This window comes from Hydrogenophaga sp. 2FB (genome assembly GCF_005503365.1).
Taxonomy (GTDB): domain Bacteria; phylum Pseudomonadota; class Gammaproteobacteria; order Burkholderiales; family Burkholderiaceae_C; genus Hydrogenophaga.
This window is the reverse complement of sequence record NZ_SCML01000044.1, coordinates 16,623-36,028: the sequence shown is the minus strand read 5'-3', so window position 1 is coordinate 36,028 and position 19,406 is coordinate 16,623. Positions and strand designations below refer to the sequence as shown.

Below are 19,406 nucleotides of genomic sequence, written 5' to 3'. Positions count from 1 at the left end.
CCTGGCCAAGCAGGCACGTGAACTCTTCGTGGTTCACGTGGGTCGGGCGCTTCCCGAACTCGTCAAGGCCTGCGACACGCGCCTGACGTCCATCCTCGACCAGGCAGGCCCGGCGCGCGACACGCAGGCGCGCCGTGACGCCTGGTCCGGATTCCAGAAGAACCAGACGACCTGGCTCAACCAGAGCCGCAAGTCCTTGCAGCGCACGCTGCTGCCGCGCTTCTCCAACTCGGGCAGCCCTTCCAGCGTCTCGGGTCAGCTCGAACTCGTGGCCGAAGGCGCAATCGACGACCAGATCCTGGCCTCGCGCCTGGCCATGCAGGTGCTCGACAAATCGTCCACCGAACTCAACGAACTTCGCCTGCGCATCCAGCACCTCGAGGGCCGTCAGGAGTTGCCGCGCGGCGACGTCCTGTTGCCCGACGTGACCGCGCGCATCCTGGTCGATCAGTGGCTGGACGCGCACATGTCGCGCGAGGCCTGGACGCTGGTGCAGGAAGCACTCGCCCCCCTGCTGGCCAGCAAGCTGCATGACGCCTACAAAGCCGCCAACGAGTTTCTCGTGGCCAGCGGCGTGATGAAGGAAATCGATCTGCAGGCCTTGGTCAAGCGCGTGCCGGGAAGCCGGAGCGCGGTGCCCCCTGTGCCGAGGCGAGATACCTCGGCGCCCGGCATGCGCCCGGTCACGGCAGACGCCCATTCGAACAGCGCCGGCTGGCCTTCGGGCATGGGGTCCGTCCCCGGTAGCGCTTCCGGCCTGGGTTCCGGTATGGGCAGCGACATGGGCCGCGCCAGCGCGCCCTCGTCCGGCATCGGGGTGCACGACGAGACGCGGATGATGACCGGTACGTCGCCATTGGCGCGCGCACGCATGCGCGCCCAAGGGGTGGTCGGACGGCTCAAGCGCATGCTGATCGACAAGGTCGGTGGCGATTTTGAAGCCACCCAGGTGCTGCCGCCCTCGCCCCGCTTGCAGCAGGCCATACAGCAGCAGGTGGCTTCGCCCAGCATGGGGGCGGGGCTGTATGCGACAGGCGTCTCGGAGAGCGGTGCGGTCTATGTGGATGCTGCGCAGGTGGAACGACTCGCTTCGTCGATGCGCCAGCGAACCGCCGAACTCAAGCAGGCCGCCAGCACATCCACCGAGAAAGCCACCATCGAGGTGGTGGCGCTGATGTTCCAGAGCATCCTGGCCGAAGAGCGCATTCCCCCCAGTGTCCGGGTCTGGTTTGCGCGCCTGCAGATTCCGGTCTTGCGCGTGGCCCTGGCCGAGCCCGAGTTCTTCAGTGCCCTGCAGCACCCGGCGCGCCGCCTGATCGACCGCATGGGTTCGTGTGTCATGGGCTTCGAATCGAACGTGAGTTCGACCGCGCTGGAGTCCGAGATCAAGCGCGTGGTGCAGGTGATCGAGCAGTACCCCGAAACCGGGCGGCGCGTGTTCCAGCTGGTGTTCGACGAGTTCCAGAAATTCCTCTCAACCTACCTCAGCGAACAAGGCAGCGCCAGCCGCTTCGTCAGCGTGGCGCAGCAGGTCGAACAGAAGGAAACCCTGTCGGTGCAATACACCATCGAGTTGCGCAAGCTGCTCGACGACGTGCCCGTGCGCGACGAGGTGCGCGACTTCCTGTTCAAGGTCTGGGTGGACGTGCTCGCGGTGGCCAGCGTGAAGCACGGTCTGCGGCACGAGGAAACCACCGCGCTGAAGCAGGTAGCCTCCGACTTGTTGTGGGCCGCCAGTGCCAAGCCCAACCGCAACGACCGGGCGCGCGTGATCCAGCAACTGCCTGGCCTGCTGCAGCGCCTGCGCCAGGGCATGGGCATGCTGGGTTTTCCGAGCGCGCTGCAGGACCAGCACATCAAATCGGTCAGCGACACGCTGGCCGACGCCTTCATGTCGCGCACCGAAGCGATTTCGCAGGAAAGCCTGGACAACCTGTCCGATCGCCTGGCCAACCTGGAAGACTACCTGCCGGCCAACGGCATGGGCGACATCGATCTGGACACCGAGAGCATCGAGATGATCACGGGTGTGGACGCCAGCAACATCGAGGTCATCAACCAGGGCGGCAGCCAGCCCAACGAAGCCATGCGCGCGTGGGCGGTGGAATTGCAGATCGGTTCATGGTTCGGCCTCGACCACAATGGCCGGCTCAACAGCGTGCAACTGGCCTGGCGCAGCGAGCGAGGCCAGCTCTACCTGTTCGTAACCAACGGCGGGCGTTGTTTCCTGATCCAGTCCATGCGCGTGGCTTCCTACCTGCAGGCTGGCCTGCTGGTGCCTACCGAGGAAGAGGCGCTCACGGTGCGCGCCACGCGCGATGCCATGGCCAAGCTGGAGGCCAACCCTGAGCGTCTGTTGAACTGAACGGCGGTTCGCGCCGCCAGGCTCAGCTGCGGGCTTGCCGCTGCAGCAAACCCCCTGGCAGCCGGCCCACGTCGCCCTGCAACTCAAGTTCGAGCAAACGCGCCTGCAAGTGTGCCGTGCTCAGGCCGGTGCGGGCTTGTAGTGCGTCCAGGCTTACGGGGTCATGACCCATGGCCTGCAGCAGAGCGTCCTCGTCGGACGTGTCGCTGCTGTCGTTGTTATGCGCAGCGGCCAAGCCACCTGCCAGCGGTGTGGTGAAGCGCAGATCTTCCAGAATGTCCTGGGCCGATTCGACCAGCTTGGCGCCCTGGCGGATCAGCGCATGGCAGCCGCGCGACTGGGGTGCATGAATGGAGCCGGGAATGGCGAACACCTCGCGCCCCTGTTCGGCAGCCAGGCGGGCCGTGATGAGCGAGCCCGATTGCACCGCCGCCTCGACCACCAGCGTGCCTTGCGAGAGGCCGGCGATGATGCGGTTGCGCCGCGGGAAGTTCTCGGGCAGCGGTGGCGTGCCCAGCAAGTACTCGCTCACGATCGCGCCTTGTCGGGCGATGCGGCGGGCCAGTTCGAGATGGCGTTTGGGATAGGCACGGTCCAGACCCGTACCCACCACGGCCACCGTGGGGCTGCCTCCTTGCAATGCACCCTCGTGGGCCGCGCCATCCACACCCAGGGCCATGCCCGACACCACGCAGACACCGGCCTGGCTGAGCGCTTGCGCAAACTGCAGTGCGTTGGCGGCGCCTTGATGGGTCGGGTTGCGGCTGCCCACGATGGCCAGGCGGCGCGTGTGGTGCAGCGCCTGAACGTCACCCACTACGTGCAGCAGCAGCGGCGGATCGCTCATCTGCAGCAACTCGGCGGGGTACAAAGGGTCGCCCAAGGTCAGGACGTGGTGGTCCTGGTCCTTGGCCAACCAGGCCAGCAGGCTGTCCAGGTGGCGCGGGAGGTCTTCGGGCTCGGACTCAAGCGCACGCGCCATGCGGGCGCCCACAACCGCCTGCCATGCCGACGCGGGCTGGGCAAAGATCGTATCGGGCAAACCGAAGGCGGCCAGCAGCTTGCGTGCCGACTCGGGGCCGACGCCCGGCGTGAGCAGCAAGCGCAACCAGGCCGCCAGCTCGTCGGGCCGGAGCATGTAGCGCGTGGCGGTCAAGGGTTGATGAAGCGGTCGCCGACCTTCACGCCGTCGGTGATCTGCAGCACCAGGGCGTAGGAGACCTTGTCGAAGGTGCGGAACACCATCATGAGGCCGTTGCGCTCACCGGGCAGGCGCAGCTGCGGACGGGCTTGGTCCGTGGTGTCGGTCATCAGGCTGTTCTCGCGCTGGATTGCGAGCACGTGCCCACGTTCGATCCCATGCACGCGGCCGCGGTTGATCGTGACGACCTGGTTTTGCGCCGCGTAGCGCACGGCGTTGCCGTACACCGAGACGATCTGGCCGCTTTGCGCCGACTCGGGTGCACGCGGCACATAGTTGCTCAGCTCGCGCTCGGGTTCGGGCAGGAGGCGGTCACCAACGCGTATCTCTTGCTTGGCCGAGACGATGTCGATGCTTGCCGGGATCACTTCGGTGGTGCCTTTGTTGTCGGCGCCGGGGCGTGTGGTTTCGCTGGTGACCAGCTGGGCTTTGCCCATGTACTGCGCCTCGTAGCCCAGGATCTCGCCGGTGGTCGGGTCCTTCAGCGGCACCGCGTTGCGGAACACGCGGTAATCGATGGACTTGCCATCCACCACCATCAGCGGTTCGCCTTGGACGCTGTCGCTGTAGAGGGCGCGCGCGTAGGCCCGGTCGCCGCGGGTGAGCAGGACGCGGTTTTCCTGCGTGGCGACGATGCGTGGCGCGCGCGCGAACGTGGTTTCATCCACGATCAGGGGTTCGCTCAGGAACGCCGCGATGGCCTGTATCGAGACGGGTGGAATCGCGGAGTCGCCCAGGCTTTCGTAGCGGGTGCGGGGCGTGACGCGCACGGTGGTGGTGTCGCCGCTGCCGGCGGGGCGCGTGCTGAGCAGGGCGCGGTCGCCCGACTTGATGAGGTACAGCACCTGGCCCGGGTAGATGCGGTGCGGGTTCTCGATGTCCTGGCGGTTCATGCCCCAGAGTTCGGGCCAGCGCCATGGCGTCTTGAGGAAGACGCCCGAAATGGCCCACAAGGTGTCGCCTCGCTTGATGGTGTAGCTGTCGGGCGCATTGGGCGACAACGCGGACAGCGGCACGCCAGCCTGCGCTACCTGATCGGCAGTGGCGCGTTGGTTCGGGGTGATGGGGAAATTCTGGGCCGATGCGTGGCTGGCGATCAGCGTGGCGAGCACGGCGGCGGCACAGGCCAAGGGGCGCAAGGTGCGAAGCGAACGGGAGTGGTTGGACAGGCGGTTTTGCAATGGCATGAGGTGGGCCCCTGGGCGTTGATCGCTGGCGTGCAGACTGCCGTTCCGGGGGAACCCGCAGCCGGTCGCCGACGGCGCTCGTGTCTTGACAAGTCGGTTTTGATTTTGCGCGCAAGCCTTTGATTAGGCAATGTTTCTGACTGACCGCCACACGGGCCGTCGCAAAAGTCGCGAAAATAGCGACACCGTTTTCCGCCTGTCCCCGATGCGCCGCCAGCCGTCGCCCGAGGGCCTCGGATGCCCCGTCCAGACCGACCCGCAACCCACCCGATTCTCATGAACCCGCCGTCGCTTTTGCCCATCCTGTGCTACCCCGATCCGCGTCTGCGCACCGTTGCCAAGCCGGTCGCGGCGGTGGACGACCGCATCCGCGAACTGATCGAGCGCATGCTCGCCACCATGTACGACGCCAATGGCATTGGCCTGGCCGCAACGCAGGTGGATGTGCACGAGCGGGTGATCGTGATCGACGTCAGTGAGACGCGCGATGAACCGCTGGTGCTGATCAATCCCGAGATCGAATGGGCCAGCCCGGAAACGCGCAAGGGCGAAGAAGGTTGTTTGTCGGTTCCGGGAATTTATGACGGGGTGGAGCGATCTATCGCTGTGCGCGTGCGTGCGCTCGATGGCCAAGGCAAGGAGCGCACTCTGGACGCGCAGGGCATGCTGGCGGTCTGTATCCAGCATGAAATGGACCATCTGATGGGCAAGGTGTTTGTGGAGTACCTCTCGCCACTCAAGCGGGACCGCATCAAGTCCAAGTTGGTCAAGGCACAACGTGAGGCATTACGCACATGAAAACGCTCTCCAACTTTCGATGGTTGACCTGCGGGTCATTGATGGCCGCTCTGCTGGCGTTGGCCAGTTGTTCGAGCATGCCCGAGCGCGTTGCGCCGGGTACACCACGCGCCGAGATCGAAAACCGACTCGGCCGACCGACGACCGTCCACACCTTGCCCAACGGCACGCGCCTGCAATACTCCGGGCAACCCTCGGGGCAATGGGTGCACAACCTCGACCTCGGTCCGGATGGCCGCCTCGTGCATTCGGTGCAGGTCATGGACATCGACTGGATGCAGAAGAACATCGAGGTCGGCCGCTGGAACCGCGACGACGTGCTGCTCAACATGGGGCGGCCGGCGCAGGTGGAGCGTGTGGCCCGGTTTGACGGCCAGGTCTGGACCTACCGTTTCAAGCAGATGGAATTTCCGCGACAGGCGCACGTCCACCTGGACCCGGCGGGTGTCGTTCGCCAGTTGATGTTCACCGATGAGCTGGTGGCCGACGATGCGGGTGCCCCCTATTCGGATGGCGGCTGACGATGCGATAGCCTCCTGGCCCTGAGCTCGCGTTCTCTTTCGTCCGATCAGCACTTCATGAAAATCATCTTTGCCGGCACGCCGGAGTTCGCGCGTGTCGCGCTGGAGCGCCTGCTCGCCGCAGGCTTCTCCGTGCCTTTGGTGCTGACCCAACCAGACCGCCCGGCCGGGCGCGGCATGAAGCTGCAGGCCTCGCCAGTGAAACAGCTCGCGCTTGAACACCACATCGCCGTGGCGCAGCCGCGCAGCCTGCGGCTCGATGGCAAATACCCGGACGACGCCTCCATCGCGCGCGACGCCATCATGGCCGCGCAGGCCGATGCGATGGTGGTCGCCGCGTACGGGCTGATCCTGCCGCAGTGGGTGTTGGACACCCCCCGCCTGGGGTGCCTGAACATCCACGCCTCGCTGTTGCCGCGCTGGCGCGGCGCGGCGCCGATCCACCGCGCCATCGAGGCCGGCGACGCGCAGACGGGCGTGACCATCATGCAGATGGACGCGGGGCTCGACACCGGTGACATGCTGCTCGTGGAGCGTTTGCCGATCCGCGACGCCGACACCACCGGACAGTTGCACGACCGGCTTGCCACGCTGGGTGGCCGCCTGATCGTCGAAGCGCTGGAGATCGCCGCCTGTGGCGGCCTCACGGCGCAGAAACAACCCGCCGAGGGCGTGACCTACGCACACAAGATCGAGAAGGCCGAGGCGGCGCTCGACTGGAGCGCCCCCGCCGCCACGCTCGCGCGCCGCGTGCGCGCGTTCAACCCGTTCCCGGGCGCGGCCACCGCGCTGGCCGGCGACGCCATCAAGGTGTGGGCCGCGCACGCCGACACCGAGGCCGCTACCAGTGGCGTACCCGGCGACGTGCTGGCGGCGGACGCCGACGGCATCCGTGTGGCCACCGGCAACGGTGTGCTGGTGCTCACCGAACTGCAGCGCGCGGGCGGCAAGCGCCTGGGTGCGGCGGACTTTCTGCGCGGTTTTGCGCTGCAACCTGGCCAGACACTGGAAGCGGCCACCACCCCGAAAGAAGAGGCGCATTGATGTTCCACCGCCGCCAGTACCGCGATCGTCCGGAGTATTGGGAGGGCGTTCGCGATCAGGTGTCGGTGGCCATGGGCATCGGTGCCTGGGGGCTGATGACCGGTGTGGCCATGGTGCAGTCGGGCCTGTCCGCGTTCGAATCCGTGCTCATGACGCTGATCGTCTACGCCGGCAGCGCCCAGCTCGCCGCGGTGCCGATGATCGCCGCGGGCGCCCCGCTGTGGGTGATCCTGGCGGCGGCCTTCTGCGTCAACCTGCGCTTCGTCGTGTTCTCCGCCCACCTGCGGCCCTACCTGATGCACCTGCCGCGCTGGGAGCGGCTGCTCAAGGGCTACGTCACCGGCGACCTGAGCTACGTGTTCTTCGCCAAGCGCTTTCCCCACCCGGGCGCCAACGCCGAAGAGCTGGAACAGCAACAGGCCTACCTCATGGGCAATTGCGCGGTGAACTACGTGGCATGGATGGGGGCGAGCCTGATCGGCATTGCGCTGGCCAATGCGATCCCGGTGGCCTGGGGCCTGGGCTTCGCCGGCATTCTGGCGCTGCTCGGCGTCCTGTGCTCACTGGCTTCGTCCAGGCTGCGTTTCGTCTCGGCCGGTGTGGCCGGCGCGGCGGCGGTGGCGGCCTGGGCGCTGCCGCTCAAGCTCAACGTGCTGGTGGCGATCGCGAGCGCGGTGGCGATTTGCCTGGTGCTGGAAAAATTCAGACCCGAAGGGCCGGGGCAGGGGGCGCACCATGTTTGATGTCGATCCCTGGACGCTGCTCACCATCGTGCTGCTGGGCTGCGTTACCGTCGTCACGCGCGGCTTCTTCTTCATCTCCAGCAAGCCATGGAGCCTGCCGCACTGGGCGCAGCGGGGCTTGCAATACGCGCCGATCGCGGCGTTGGCCGCGGTGATCGTGCCCGAGATCGTGATGAGCCACGGCGAACTCATTGCCACCTGGAAAGACGCGCGCCTGTTCGCGGCGGCCGCCGGCATGGTCTGGTTCTTCTGGAAGCGCGGCGTGCTCGGCACCATCGTGTGCGGCATGGCGGTGTACCTGCCGCTGCGCCTCGCCCTGGGTTGGTGAAGAAACGCGCCTAGCGGTGCCACTGTTTCTCGTACGCCCACTGGGCGTAGCGCGCGTGGGCTTGCGCCTTCTCCACCAGCGCCTCGTTGCTGCCCGGTGTGTCCTTCAGTGAGCCGTTGGCATAGCGCATGAGCCGCGCGGGGCTGTCGGGCTGCAGCACGGCCACGTCCGAGCCTTCCATGTAAGCCTGGATCTTGTCGAACTGCATGATCGCGCGGCCGGGGCGTGCGCGTTGCGCCGGGTCGCTCAGGTCGCGGCCGGTCAACGGGTGTTCGCCGTTCAGGCCCATCAACGAGATCAATGTGGGTGCAAGGTCGATCTGGCTGGCCACGGTGTGGATGCGTTCGGGCGTTGTCACGGCGCCGCCCAGGATCAGGCCCGGGATGTGGAAGCGTTCGATCGGGATCACCGACGGCCCGTACACGCGTGAGTTGTGGTCGGCCACCACGAGGAACAGCGTGTTGTCCCAGTAGCTGGATTGTTTGGCTTTCTCGAAGAAGCGGCCCAGGGCATGGTCGGCGTACTTCACCGCGTTGTTCACGGTGCTTTTCGGCTGCTCGTACAGATCAAAGCCGCCATCGGGGAATTCGAACGGCGCGTGGTTCGATGAGCTGAACACGAGCGCGAAGAACGGCTTGTCGCGCGGCTGCTGGCTGAACTGCCGGTGCGCCACGTCGAACAAGTCGCCGTCCGACGCGCCCCAGGTGCCGACGAAGGCGTTGGCCGGCATGTCCTTCTGCTCCACGACGCGGTCGAAGCCATTGCCCATGAAGTAGCTGCGCATGTTGTCGAAGTGCGATTCGCCTCCGTAGTAGAAGGTGGACTCATAGCCCTTGGGCTTGAGGAAGCTGGCCAGCGTGAAGAAGTCGCGCTGCGATTTCGCCAGCTTCACCGTGCTCACCGCCGAGGTGGGCGGAAAACCCGCCACCACCGCTTCGATGCCGCGCACCGAGCGTGTGCCCGTGGCGTAGAGGTTATCGAACCAGATGCCCTGGTCGGCCAGCCGGTCCAGGTTCGGTGTGAGCGGCAAGCCGCCCAGGCGGCCGACGAATTCCGCACCCAGGCTTTCTTCGAGCACGATCACGAGGTTCAACGGCCGCGCGCGCGGGTGCAGGCTGGTCTGCAGGTGGCGCAGGGGCGACGTGGGGTCGGTGAAGGCGCCGACCGGTAAACCGGTTTCGCGCCGCACGACATCGATCACGCGGGCTTGGGGCATTTCGGCGTAGGTGATGCCGCCCTCTTCGGCTTTGCGCGACTGGTAGAGCGCATACGTCACCGTGTACAGCGAACTCAATGGCAACTCGTTGACCAGGTGGTCGGTGGTGACGGCGACGCTGGCGGGGTTGGCCGGGCGGTGGCCGAGTGCGCCACGCGCGCACAGGGCCAGCACGGCGAACAGCAGCACCGACAGCGGCGCGGCTTGCCAGAGACGAATGGGCGAGGGTGGGCGTGTGGGGCGGCTCAGTCGCGCATAGGCCCAGGCCAGCGCGGGCAACAGCACGGCGGCAGCCAGCAGGTGTGGCCAATAGTCCTTCACCAGCGTGCCGCCCACTTCCTTCACAAACCCGAGGTACTCGATGAACAGGTAGTTGGGCCGGCTGTCGTACTGCGCGATGAAGGCCGGCGTGGACAGTTCCATGAACGCCACGAGCAGCAGCATGAGGCCGCCGTACCCGCGCAGCACCATCGACCACCCCTGTTGGGTCGTGCGCGCCGTGGCCATCCACGGCGTGAGCGCGGCGGGAAATGCCCACACCATGCCCATCAGCACCGCGTCGAAGCGCAGACCTTGCAGCCACACGTGTGACCAGGCCTGCGCCTGCGAAATGCGCTCGGCCTGCCATGCCATCATCCCCAGGCGCGAGAGCCAGAGCAGGGCGAGCATGCCGGCCATGGGGATCAGCAGGGGGCGCAGCGCTGCCAGGGCATTCGGCCTTGGTACAGGAGCGCGGGAATGTCCGCGATCCACCAGACGCTCCCGCGACGCGGGCTGAGCGTCCAGGCGCGGCAGCATGAGCCGCCAACCGGTGACGGACACCGTGGCGCAGATCAGCAGCGTCCACAGCGTGTGGCTCGGAAAGTGCGCGCCACGCAGCGTCTGCACCGCGCCCGCGAGCAGGCCCACGAACAGGACCGCGGCGAGCCAGCGCAAACCCACCACGCGACGCCGATGGGTGCCCGCCGGCGCGTCCAGCCAGGGCAGGCAGATCGCGATGAACGCAAACCCGCTGGACGCGTGGCCACCGGGAAAACAACGCCCCGGGCCGCCGTCGGCCATGCCCCAGGCCCAGTGCGACACCCAGCGGGCGCTGCCACCAAAAGCCCGCAGATCCCAAGGGCAACTGGTGAGGCTGTGGTTCTTCACGAGGTTGACGGCGAGCAAGGAAAGGGCCGTGAGCAGCACCACCGTGCCGCGTTCGCGCCGGGACTGTGCCAGCCGTGGCCACAGGGCCCAGGCGCACAGCAGCACCCAGGCGGCGGTCATGGCCTGGCGCATGCCGTCGTGCAGCACGCGCGAGAGCAGCCAGTGGTCCTTGAGCGGGAAGCCCTGCGGCGTGCCGATGAACTGCATGAAGGCCATGTCCAGGCCCGTCATGTCCCAGAGCAGGGTGAGGGCGATCAGGCCCAACAGCCAGGACGCAGGGGAATGTCGAACATCGAGGGGCGCCCAGAGCGGGCGAGACAGTGCGTGCATGGCGCGGCACTGTGGTGGGTGCGCGTTAAATACACCTTAAGGCGGCGCTAAGGCGCGAACCCATAATGGGCGGGCTCAGCCCCAACAGACAACACGACGTCCCCTCAACATGCGCGCTCTCGTGGTGGAAGACGACCCCGGTATTGCCAGCGGCCTGCAGTCCTCGCTGCGCCAGGCCGGCTATGCGGTGGACACCAGCGACACGCTGGACAGCGCCTGGCTGGCCCTGTCCGTGGAGCCTTTCGACGTGATGCTGCTCGACCTCGGCCTGCCCGATGGAGAAGGCCTGGACCTGCTGGCCCGCTTGCGCCGCCGGCCTACGCCGGCCGCTGGCCGTGAGAGCCTGCCGCGCCCCGACATGCCGGTGCTCATCATGACCGCGCGCGACGGCGTGAGCGACCGCATCAGCGGGCTGGACAGTGGCGCCGACGACTACATCGTCAAACCGTTCGACGCCAACGAGTTGCTCGCCCGCTTGCGCGCCATGCTGCGCCGCGCCCATGGGCGCAGCAGTCCGGTGATCGAACACGACGACCTGGTGATCGACCCCGCCGCGCACACGGTGCAGCGCGCGGGTGAACCCGTTGCGCTGGGCGGCAAGGAGTTCGCGTTGTTGCTCACGTTGTTGCAGGCACGCCCGCAGGTGCTGTCCAAGGCACGCCTGGAGTCGGCCCTGTACGGCTTTGGCGAAGGCCTGGAAAGCAACGCGATCGAGGTGCACATCCACCACCTGCGCCGCAAGCTGGGCGAGTCCTTGATCAAGACGGTGCGCGGCGTGGGCTACTTTGTGCCGTTGGACGCGCCAACGCCACCCGCGAAGGCGGCCCGCCGATGAGCGCTGTGGCCGCACCCGCACGCACCTTGCGGCGCTACCTGCTGAGCTGGGCACTCGGTGTGCTGGCGGTGGTGTGGATGGCGCTGATCGCGTTCACCTGGCCTACCGTGTTTCGCGAAGCCCGCCAGTTCTCCGATGGACAGATGACCGCGGTGGCCAAGCTCTGGTTGACGGCAATGCCGCACCGTCTGGAGGCGCATACCGCAGCCGACGCCCCCGACCTGCAGCACGAGTACCTGCAGGACGTGGCGCTGGTGGCATGGGACGACGGGCGCCTCGTCACCGACACCCACGGCATGGTGGGCGGGCTGGACCTGACGGCCATACCGCTGCAGGGCTTTGCCACGGTGAACGTGAAGACCGCGGGGTTGGTGCCCCAGTGGCGCGCCTATTCGGCGCAGGTCACGCAGGACGGCCGCGTGCGGCGCGTCATCGTGCTCATGGACCTGAAGCAACGCTACGAACTGGGCAAAGACATCGCCGAGCATGTCGCGCTGCCGGCCGTGCTGGTGCTGCCGCTGGTGGCCCTGCTGCTGTGGTGGGCCGTGCGTCGAGGGCTGCGGCCACTGGACCAGCTCTCGAGCGAGGTGGCGACGCTCGACGGGTTTGCGGGGCAGCGCCTGGACACGCAACACCGCCACCGCGAATTCGCCAGCACCGTGGCCGCCATCAACGCGCTGGTCGACACGCTGCAGACGCGCGCCCAGCGCGAGCGCGAGTTCGCTTCCGACGTGGCGCACGAACTGCGCACCCCCCTGGCCTCGCTGGCCCTGCAAGCCAGTGCCGCGCAGCACGATCCGTCACCCGAACGACTCGCGCAGCTGGAGCAGGAGTCGCTGCGCGCGGGCCGCATTCTGTCCCAACTGCTGGAGCTTGCGCGTGCGAACCGCAACGCCATCACGGGCGCCGGGCCTCTGGTGGTAGGCCAGGTCGTGCTCGGCGAGCTGGCGGCCCGCCTGATCGCCGTGCACGCGCCCACGGCCTATGGCAGTGGGCACGAACTCTCGCTGTCGCAACCCGATGAACCGGTGGTGGTGCAGGGCCAGCCCATGCTGGTGGAGCTGGCCTTGCGCAACCTGATCGAAAACGCCTTGCGCCACACATCGAGCGGCACGCAGGTGGAGGTGGCCGTGTGGCAGACCGACGAAGGCCAGGGCGTGTCGGTCAGCGACGACGGCCAACGCCAGCATGCCGGCTCCACCGCCGCCGAGCATGGAGGCCTGGGACTGGGCCTGCGTCTGGTGGAGCGCATCGCCGAACAGTTGGGTGCCCGGATCGAGCGCGACCAGGGCGAAGCGCCGATGACGACCCGTTTCACGCTGCGCTGGCCGCGCGCATAAGGTTCGTTTAACGTCGGTTGCGCACAGTGCGTCGGCCGGCGTGTGCTGGCATTCGGATGCCGGCCATGCAGCTTTCCTTGCCTTTTGCGTTTCCACGCCACGCTTCTTCTTCGTCTTCCCGACCCACCCCGGCGACCACGCGCACCAGCACGGCGGTGTGGGGCCTGGCGCTGTGGCTGACCAGCGTGGGCAACCTGCCGCTGTGGCAGCGTATCGACGCGCTGGGCGGGTCACCCGCGCAGCGGCTGTCGCTGATCCTGGGCATGGGCGCATTGCTCACCGGCGCCATCGCGGTGTTGCTGTCGTTGCTGGCCTGGCCTCGCGTGTTCCGGCCGGTGGCCAGCGCACTGCTGCTGGTGGCCGCGTTCAACACGCACTTCATGTGGCAGTACGGCGTGGTGATCGATCCCACCATGCTGGCCAACGTGTTGCACACCGATGCGCGCGAGGTGCGCGACCTGCTGTCGTGGGCCTTGCCCGTCACGGTGCTGTTGGTGGCTGGCCTGCCCTTGTGGCTGCTATGGCGCAGGCCCTTGGCGTTGCGCAGCGCATGGCCGCAAGCCGGGCGCAACGCGGTCCACGCGCTGGCCGCGTTCGCGCTGCTGGTGCTGGCCGCGATGTTGAGCTACCAGGGGCTCGCCTCGCTCATGCGCAACCACAAGGATCTGCGCTACATGGCCAACCCGCTCAACACCGTGTACGCCGGCGTGCGGCTCGCGGTGGACCAGCTGCCGCGCCAGGTGCGCCCCTTGCAACCGGTGGGCGACGACGCGGCTCTGGGCGCGAGTTACGCGCGGCCGGCGCGGCCCCCGCTGCTCGTGCTCGTGATCGGTGAAACCGCGCGCGCGCAGAACTTCGGGCTCAACGGCTACGCGCGCAACACCACGCCGGCGCTGGCGCGCTGGCAGGCGCAAGGCGACCTGGTGAACTTCAGCGACGTGGGTGCGTGCGGCACCAACACACAGGTGTCGCTGCCCTGCATCTTCTCGCCACTCTCGCGCACGCAAGGGGGTAACAAGCCGGCCGAACACGAGAACCTGCTCGACGTGCTGCAACGCGCCGGTCTCGCTGTCCTGTGGGTCGACAACCAGTCCGGCTGCAAGGGCGTGTGCGACCGCGTGCCGCACGCATTCGCCAGCGACCGCGCCGTGCCCGGCCTGTGCCAGGGCAGCGAATGCCTGGACGGCGCCATGCTCGATGGCCTGGACGGGCGCATCGCCGCGCTCGACCCGCAGCGCCGCGCGCGCGGCGTGGTGGTCGTGCTGCACCAGATGGGCAGCCACGGGCCGGCCTACGCGCACCGCGCGCCCGCCGACCGCAAGCCCTTCCTGCCCGAGTGCACCAGCGTCACCCTGTCCGATTGCCCCCACGAGCAACTCGTCAACGCCTACGACAACTCGATCGCGTACACCGACCACTTCCTCGACCAGACCCTGCAATGGCTCCAGGCGCGCGCGGAGCGCGGCGGCGAGGACACCGGTTTGATCTACGTGTCCGACCATGGCGAGTCGCTGGGCGAAAACGGCCTCTACCTGCACGGCGTGCCGTACGCCATTGCGCCGGTGCAGCAGACGCAGGTGCCTATGGTGGCCTGGTTCTCGCCGGGCCTGCAGCAGCGCAGTGGCCTGTCGATGCATTGCCTGCGCGAGCACGCCGCCGATCCCCTCTCGCACGACCACATCTTCCATTCGGTGCTGGGGCTGATGGACGTGCAGACCCGCGCCCACCAGCTCGCGCTGGACGCGTTCACGCCCTGCAGCGCCGCGTCGCAGGCCCGGGCGCCTGCGGTGCGCGGTGCGCCCGCGCACAGCGGCTGAGCCGCGTTTCCTACAATGCGGGCTTCTTTCTGCCGACCGAACGCCCACCATGTCATTCATCCGTTTCTCCGACCTCTGCTCCAGCGGCCAAGCCAAGGGCCAACGCGTCTTCATCCGCGCCGACCTCAACGTGCCGCAGGACGACGACGGCCGCATCACCGAAGACACGCGCATCCGCGCCAGCATTCCCGCGATCCAGATGGCGCTGGACGCCGGCGCCGCCGTGATGGTCACCAGCCACCTGGGCCGCCCCACCGAAGGCGCCTTCAAACCCGAAGACTCGCTCGCCCCCGTGGCCGCGCGCCTGGGCGAGCTGATGGACCGCCCGGTGCGCCTGGTGTCCCACTGGATCGATGGCGACTTCTCCGTCGCGCCCGGTGAGGTGGTGTTGCTGGAGAACTGCCGCCTCAACGTCGGCGAGAAAAAGAACAGCCCCGAACTCGCGAAGAAGCTCGGCGCGCTGTGCGACATCTTCGTGCACGACGCCTTCGGCACCTCGCACCGCGCCGAAGGCACGACCTACGGCATCGCCGAAACCGCGCCCATTGCCAGCGCCGGCCCGCTGCTGGCCGCCGAGATGGACGCGATTGCCAAGGCCCTCGAAGCCCCGAAGCGCCCGCTGGTGGCCATCGTCGCCGGCAGCAAGGTCAGCACCAAACTCACCATCCTGAAAAGCCTGGCGCACAACGTGGACCAGCTCATCGTCGGTGGCGGCATTGCCAACACCTTCATGCTCGCGGCGGGCTTGAAGATCGGCAAGAGCCTGGCCGAAGCGGACCTCGTGGGCGAAGCCAAGGCCGTGATCGACGCGATGAAAGCACGCGGCGCGGAAGTGCCGATCCCGACCGACGTGGTGACCGCCAAGACCTTCGCCGCCGACGCGCCGGCCACCGTGAAGAAGGCCACCGAGGTGGCCGACGACGACCTGATCCTGGACATCGGCCCCGAGACCGCGGCCAAGCTCGCCGCGCAACTCATGCAGGCCGGCACGATCGTGTGGAACGGCCCGGTGGGCGTGTTCGAGTTCGCGGCGTTCGAAGGCGGCACCAAGGCGATCGCAGAAGCGATTGCGAAGAGCAGCGCGTTCAGCATCGCCGGTGGTGGCGATACGCTGGCCGCCATCGCGAAGTACGGCATCGAGAAGGATGTGGGCTACATCTCCACAGGCGGTGGCGCCTTCCTGGAAGTGCTCGAAGGCAAAACCTTGCCAGCATTTGAAGTGCTCGCACGCCGCGCCAAGGGTTGATCACCCGAGTCGGGGTTTACCCGACCGATGCCGCGATTTATGCGGCTCATCAGAAACCATGATTGGTTTGGCGCGCGTTCTGTTGCTAAATTGGCCCCGTCGCAACTACAACGATGGAGACAAACATGTCACGACAGACCGCGCTCAAGGTGTTGGTTCTTTCTTTGATGACGGCGTGGTCCGCCGCGCAGGCGGGCACCGTCTCCGTCATCACCTCGTTCCCCAAAGAATTGACGGAGGCCTACAAGAAGGCCTTTGAAGCCGCCAACCCTGGCATCAAGATCGAGATCCTCAACAAGAACACGACCGCCAGCATCGCCTACATCAAGGAGCTGGCGCTGGGCCAGCGCCCTGACGTGATGTGGGCCTCGTCGCCCGACGCGTTCGAGGTGCTCGCACGCGACAAGCTGTTGCAGGCCGCGCCCGAGGTGAAGAACCCGCAGGTGCCCGCCAAAGTGGGTAACTACCCGATCAACGACCCCAACGGCCTCTACTACGGCCAGGCGCTGGCGGGCTACGGCTTGATGTGGAACACGCGCTACATGCAGGCCAACAAGCTGCCCGCGCCGCGCGAGTGGGCCGACCTGGTCAAGCCGGCTTACTTCGGCCACGTGGCCATTTCTTCACCTTCGCGCTCGGGCACCACCCACCTCACGGTCGAGACCATTCTGCAAGGCGAAGGCTGGGAGAAGGGCTGGGCGCAGATGCTGCAGATCGCGGGCAACTGCGCCGCCGTGACCGACCGCAGCTTCGCCGTGCCCGATGGCGTGAACAACGGCCAGTACGGCATCGGCATGGTGATCGATTTCTTCGGTCTGGCCGGCAAGTATTCGGGCTACCCGGTCGAGTTCCACTACCCCTCGGTGACGGCGGTGGTGCCGGCCAACATCGCGCTGATCGGTGGCGCCAAGAATGCCGCCGAGGCCAAGAAGTTCATCGCCTTCACGCTCTCGCGCGAAGGCCAGGAGCTGCTGTTCGATCCGAAGATCAGCCGCCTGCCCGTGCTGCCCAACGCGTCGTTTGGCGGCAAGGCGCCCGCCGGTTACCCCGATGCACAGGAACTCGCCAAGCGCGCGAAGGTGCAGTTCAACACCGACCTCTCCAGCAACCGCTACCAGGTGGTGGTGAGCATGTTCGACCAGATGGTGACCTTCCGTTTGAAAGAGCTGCAGGCCGCCACGCGCGCCATCCACGACGCCGACCGCAAGTTGCACGCCAAGCCCAACCCGCAGGGCGCGGAGTTGCTGCGCCAGGCCAAGAGCTTCGCCTATTCGTCGCTCGTGCCCGAGAGCATGGTGAAGGACGAGAAATTCCTCAACCTGTTCCGCCAGAACAAGCGCGACGTGGAAGTGGCCAAGCAGCTCACCGGGCTGGAAGAGCTGTGGAGCTCCAAGGCCAAGGCCAACTACGAACGCGCGCGCGACCTGGCCAGTCAGGCCGCCGCGTTGGCCAAGTGAAACCCTGAGCGTCCCTTGATGCCCGCGCGCGCCCGTGTGCCGCGCGTGGCCCCTCCCTCTTCGGAAAGAGTCCCATGTCCGCTGTCCTGACAGGTTCCGTCGCGCCCGCCGCGCGCCGGTTTCGCCCGCCCATCGTGTGGGGCCATTGGCTGCTCGCCTTCCTGGTCTTCGCGTTCCTGTTTCTGTTCCTGTTGTTGCCGATCGGCGAAGTGATTTACACCGCTTTCGTCACCGAAACCGGCGCACCCACGCTGGGCCATTTCAGCAACTTCTTCGGTCAGAGCCTGTTGCGCGAATCGCTGATCAACAGCCTGCTGGTGGCCTTGGCCTCGGTGTTCTTCGCCTCGGTGATCGCGATCCCGCTGGCCTACCTCACGGTGCGCTTCGAGTTCCGTGGGGCCTTGCTGATCCAGACGCTGGGCGTGCTGCCGCTGATCATGCCGCCCTTCGTGGGTGCGGTCGCGCTGCAGCTCATCTTCGGGCGCAACGGCTCGATGAACCTGCTGCTCAACGACTGGTTCGACTTCACCGTGCCCATCATGGACGGGCTCATCGGCGTCACCTTCGTCGAGAGCATCCACTACTTCCCCTTCATCCTGCTCAACCTGGTGGCCGCGATGCGCAACATCGACGGCGCGATGGAGGAGTCGGCGCAGAACCTCGGCGCGAAGGGCTGGCGCCTGTTCTGGCGCATCATCTTTCCGCTCTCGCTGCCTGGTTACCTCGCGGGCGCGGCGCTGGTGTTCGTGAAGGTGTTCGACGACCTGGGCACACCGCTGGTGATGGGTGTCACCAACATGCTCGCGCCGCAGGCCTATCTGCGCATCACCTCGGTGGGCATCGACGATCCGCTGGGTTATGTCATCAGCGTGATCATGATCGTGCTGTCGATCCTGGCGCTGTGGATGGCCTCGCGCGTGATGAAGGGCAAGGACTACTCCACGCTGCAGAAGGGCGGCAACTCGCTGCAGCGCCGCACGCTGCGCGGCTGGGCATCGGTGCTGGCCTATGCCTGGGTGCTGTTCGTGCTGCTGGTCACGCTGGCGCCGCACATCGGCATCCTGCTCATGTCCTTCTCCAAGGTCTGGAGCTTCTCGATCCTGCCCGACAGCTACACGCTGGATCACTACGCGACCATCTTCACCGACTCCAAGCTGATGGTGGTCAACACGCTCAAGTACTGCCTGATGGCCGCCAGCCTGGACGTGGTGCTGGGCACGCTCATCGCGTACCTGATCTTCCGCACCAACCTGCCCGCGCGCCGCTGGCTCGACTACACCGCCTCCATCGCGCTGGCCATTCCCGGCCTGGTGCTGGCGATCGGCTACCTGCGCATGTTCAAGGGTGTCAACATCCCGTTCACCGACACGCCGGTGGTGACCACCTGGGTGCTGATCATGGTCGCCTACGCGGTGCGCCGCCTGCCGTACGCGCTGCGCTCTTGCATGGCGGCCTTGCAGCAGGTGCACATCTCGCTCGAAGAAGCGGGCCAGAGCCTGGGCGCGAGCAAGCTCAGCACCGTGCGGCGCATCATGGTGCCGCTCATGATGGGCGGCATTCTGGCCGGCTTCGTCACCAGCTTCATCACGGCCGCGGTCGAGCTCTCGGCCACCATCCTGCTGACCTCGGCGCAGAGCCAGGCGCCCATGAGCTACGGCATCTACCTCTACATGCAGAGCATTGCCGGGCGTGGTCCGGGTGCGGCGCTCGGCGTGGTCGCGGTGGTGGTGGTGGCGATCGGCACCTACCTCTCGCACCGCGTGGTGGAAAAGTCGCGCACGCCCGACCGTGCCGCGCAGCCCTGAACCGGCAGACACATTTCGAAAGAC

At 67.0% G+C, this 19,406-nt stretch carries 15 protein-coding genes; 12 read left to right on the top strand and 3 right to left on the bottom strand.

The genetic code is table 11. The annotated features are described in order from the left end of the window. The first annotated feature begins 37 nt into the window (after positions 1 to 37). The gene (locus FFS09_RS22170; RefSeq protein ID WP_252374474.1) at positions 38 to 2,365 is read left to right on the top strand and encodes a DUF1631 family protein; all 2,328 of its coding nucleotides are present in this window, start codon (positions 38 to 40) and stop codon (positions 2,363 to 2,365) included. 22 nt (positions 2,366 to 2,387) lie between these two features. Here the strand turns inward: FFS09_RS22170 and dprA are convergent, their stop codons facing one another. Continuing rightward, positions 2,388 to 3,503: a DNA-processing protein DprA gene (dprA, locus tag FFS09_RS22165; protein WP_137921104.1), complete on the bottom strand. Its 1,116-nt coding sequence runs from the start codon at positions 3,501 to 3,503 to the stop codon at positions 2,388 to 2,390. 14 nt (positions 3,504 to 3,517) lie between these two features. Further along, on the bottom strand, positions 3,518 to 4,753 hold the full coding sequence (locus FFS09_RS22160) for a LysM peptidoglycan-binding domain-containing protein (RefSeq protein ID WP_137921082.1): 1,236 nt from the start codon (positions 4,751 to 4,753) through the stop codon (positions 3,518 to 3,520). 276 nt (positions 4,754 to 5,029) lie between these two features. Between FFS09_RS22160 and def the strand changes: the two genes are divergently transcribed. Genes def through FFS09_RS22135 form a run of 5 tightly spaced genes read left to right on the top strand, consistent with a single transcriptional unit; the run spans position 5,030 to position 8,187 of the window. Beyond that, positions 5,030 to 5,551, top strand: coding sequence for a peptide deformylase (def, locus tag FFS09_RS22155; protein ID WP_137921081.1), 522 nt, complete (start codon positions 5,030 to 5,032; stop codon positions 5,549 to 5,551). Continuing rightward, complete coding sequence (locus tag FFS09_RS22150; protein WP_137921079.1) at positions 5,548 to 6,072, top strand: hypothetical protein; 525 nt, start codon at positions 5,548 to 5,550, stop codon at positions 6,070 to 6,072. Before def ends, FFS09_RS22150 begins: the two co-directional genes overlap by 4 nt. Positions 6,073 to 6,129: 57 nt before the next feature. Continuing rightward, complete coding sequence (fmt, locus tag FFS09_RS22145; RefSeq protein ID WP_137921078.1) at positions 6,130 to 7,116, top strand: methionyl-tRNA formyltransferase; 987 nt, start codon at positions 6,130 to 6,132, stop codon at positions 7,114 to 7,116. Then, complete coding sequence (locus tag FFS09_RS22140) at positions 7,116 to 7,859, top strand: AzlC family ABC transporter permease (RefSeq protein ID WP_137921077.1); 744 nt, start codon at positions 7,116 to 7,118, stop codon at positions 7,857 to 7,859. The genes fmt and FFS09_RS22140 overlap by 1 nt, the downstream gene beginning before the upstream one ends. Beyond that, a complete protein-coding gene (locus FFS09_RS22135) occupies positions 7,852 to 8,187 on the top strand; it encodes an AzlD domain-containing protein (RefSeq protein ID WP_137921076.1) in 336 nt (111 codons plus the stop codon). Before FFS09_RS22140 ends, FFS09_RS22135 begins: the two co-directional genes overlap by 8 nt. A 10-nt stretch (positions 8,188 to 8,197) precedes the next feature. On the opposite strand, the gene FFS09_RS22130 is transcribed toward FFS09_RS22135, so the two are convergent. Continuing rightward, positions 8,198 to 10,882, bottom strand: a complete 2,685-nt coding sequence (locus tag FFS09_RS22130; protein WP_137921074.1) for a sulfatase-like hydrolase/transferase — start codon at positions 10,880 to 10,882, stop codon at positions 8,198 to 8,200. Between the two features lie 109 nt (positions 10,883 to 10,991). On the opposite strand from FFS09_RS22130, the gene FFS09_RS22125 reads away from it, so the two are divergent. The 6 genes from FFS09_RS22125 (at position 10,992) to FFS09_RS22100 (ending at position 19,382) form a co-directional block, all read left to right on the top strand. Beyond that, positions 10,992 to 11,717 carry a response regulator gene (locus tag FFS09_RS22125; protein WP_137921073.1) on the top strand — a complete coding sequence of 242 codons (726 nt, stop codon included), beginning with the start codon at positions 10,992 to 10,994 and terminating at the stop codon, positions 11,715 to 11,717. After that, positions 11,714 to 13,057 (top strand): ATP-binding protein, encoded by a 1,344-nt coding sequence (locus tag FFS09_RS22120; RefSeq protein WP_137921071.1) that lies wholly within the window; start codon positions 11,714 to 11,716, stop codon positions 13,055 to 13,057. The genes FFS09_RS22125 and FFS09_RS22120 overlap by 4 nt, the downstream gene beginning before the upstream one ends. Before the next feature lie 65 nt (positions 13,058 to 13,122). Next, complete coding sequence (locus FFS09_RS22115; protein WP_137921070.1) at positions 13,123 to 14,874, top strand: phosphoethanolamine transferase; 1,752 nt, start codon at positions 13,123 to 13,125, stop codon at positions 14,872 to 14,874. Positions 14,875 to 14,923: 49 nt separating this feature from the next. After that, on the top strand, positions 14,924 to 16,120 hold the full coding sequence (locus FFS09_RS22110; protein WP_137921069.1) for a phosphoglycerate kinase: 1,197 nt from the start codon (positions 14,924 to 14,926) through the stop codon (positions 16,118 to 16,120). A gap of 125 nt (positions 16,121 to 16,245) precedes the next feature. Then, complete coding sequence (locus FFS09_RS22105) at positions 16,246 to 17,577, top strand: ABC transporter substrate-binding protein (RefSeq protein WP_137921067.1); 1,332 nt, start codon at positions 16,246 to 16,248, stop codon at positions 17,575 to 17,577. Positions 17,578 to 17,651: 74 nt separating this feature from the next. After that, a complete protein-coding gene (locus FFS09_RS22100) occupies positions 17,652 to 19,382 on the top strand; it encodes an ABC transporter permease (protein ID WP_137921066.1) in 1,731 nt (576 codons plus the stop codon). Positions 19,383 to 19,406: the final 24 nt, after the last annotated feature.

Excerpts from the sequence above, each read along its gene's own strand:
- FFS09_RS22150 (WP_137921079.1), top strand. The coding sequence starts at position 5,548 with ATGAAAACGCTCTCCAACTTTCGATGGTTGACCTGCGGGTCATTGATG.
- FFS09_RS22110 (WP_137921069.1), top strand. The coding sequence starts at position 14,924 with ATGTCATTCATCCGTTTCTCCGACCTCTGCTCCAGCGGCCAAGCCAAG.
- fmt (WP_137921078.1), top strand. The coding sequence starts at position 6,130 with ATGAAAATCATCTTTGCCGGCACGCCGGAGTTCGCGCGTGTCGCGCTG.
- FFS09_RS22135 (WP_137921076.1), top strand. The coding sequence starts at position 7,852 with ATGTTTGATGTCGATCCCTGGACGCTGCTCACCATCGTGCTGCTGGGC.
- FFS09_RS22100 (WP_137921066.1), top strand. The coding sequence starts at position 17,652 with ATGTCCGCTGTCCTGACAGGTTCCGTCGCGCCCGCCGCGCGCCGGTTT.
- FFS09_RS22120 (WP_137921071.1), top strand. The coding sequence starts at position 11,714 with ATGAGCGCTGTGGCCGCACCCGCACGCACCTTGCGGCGCTACCTGCTG.
- def (WP_137921081.1), top strand. The coding sequence starts at position 5,030 with ATGAACCCGCCGTCGCTTTTGCCCATCCTGTGCTACCCCGATCCGCGT.
- FFS09_RS22105 (WP_137921067.1), top strand. The coding sequence starts at position 16,246 with ATGTCACGACAGACCGCGCTCAAGGTGTTGGTTCTTTCTTTGATGACG.
- dprA (WP_137921104.1), bottom strand. The coding sequence starts at position 3,503 with ATGCTCCGGCCCGACGAGCTGGCGGCCTGGTTGCGCTTGCTGCTCACG.
- FFS09_RS22115 (WP_137921070.1), top strand. The coding sequence starts at position 13,123 with ATGCAGCTTTCCTTGCCTTTTGCGTTTCCACGCCACGCTTCTTCTTCG.
- FFS09_RS22130 (WP_137921074.1), bottom strand. The coding sequence starts at position 10,882 with ATGCACGCACTGTCTCGCCCGCTCTGGGCGCCCCTCGATGTTCGACAT.
- FFS09_RS22125 (WP_137921073.1), top strand. The coding sequence starts at position 10,992 with ATGCGCGCTCTCGTGGTGGAAGACGACCCCGGTATTGCCAGCGGCCTG.
- FFS09_RS22160 (WP_137921082.1), bottom strand. The coding sequence starts at position 4,753 with ATGCCATTGCAAAACCGCCTGTCCAACCACTCCCGTTCGCTTCGCACC.
- FFS09_RS22140 (WP_137921077.1), top strand. The coding sequence starts at position 7,116 with ATGTTCCACCGCCGCCAGTACCGCGATCGTCCGGAGTATTGGGAGGGC.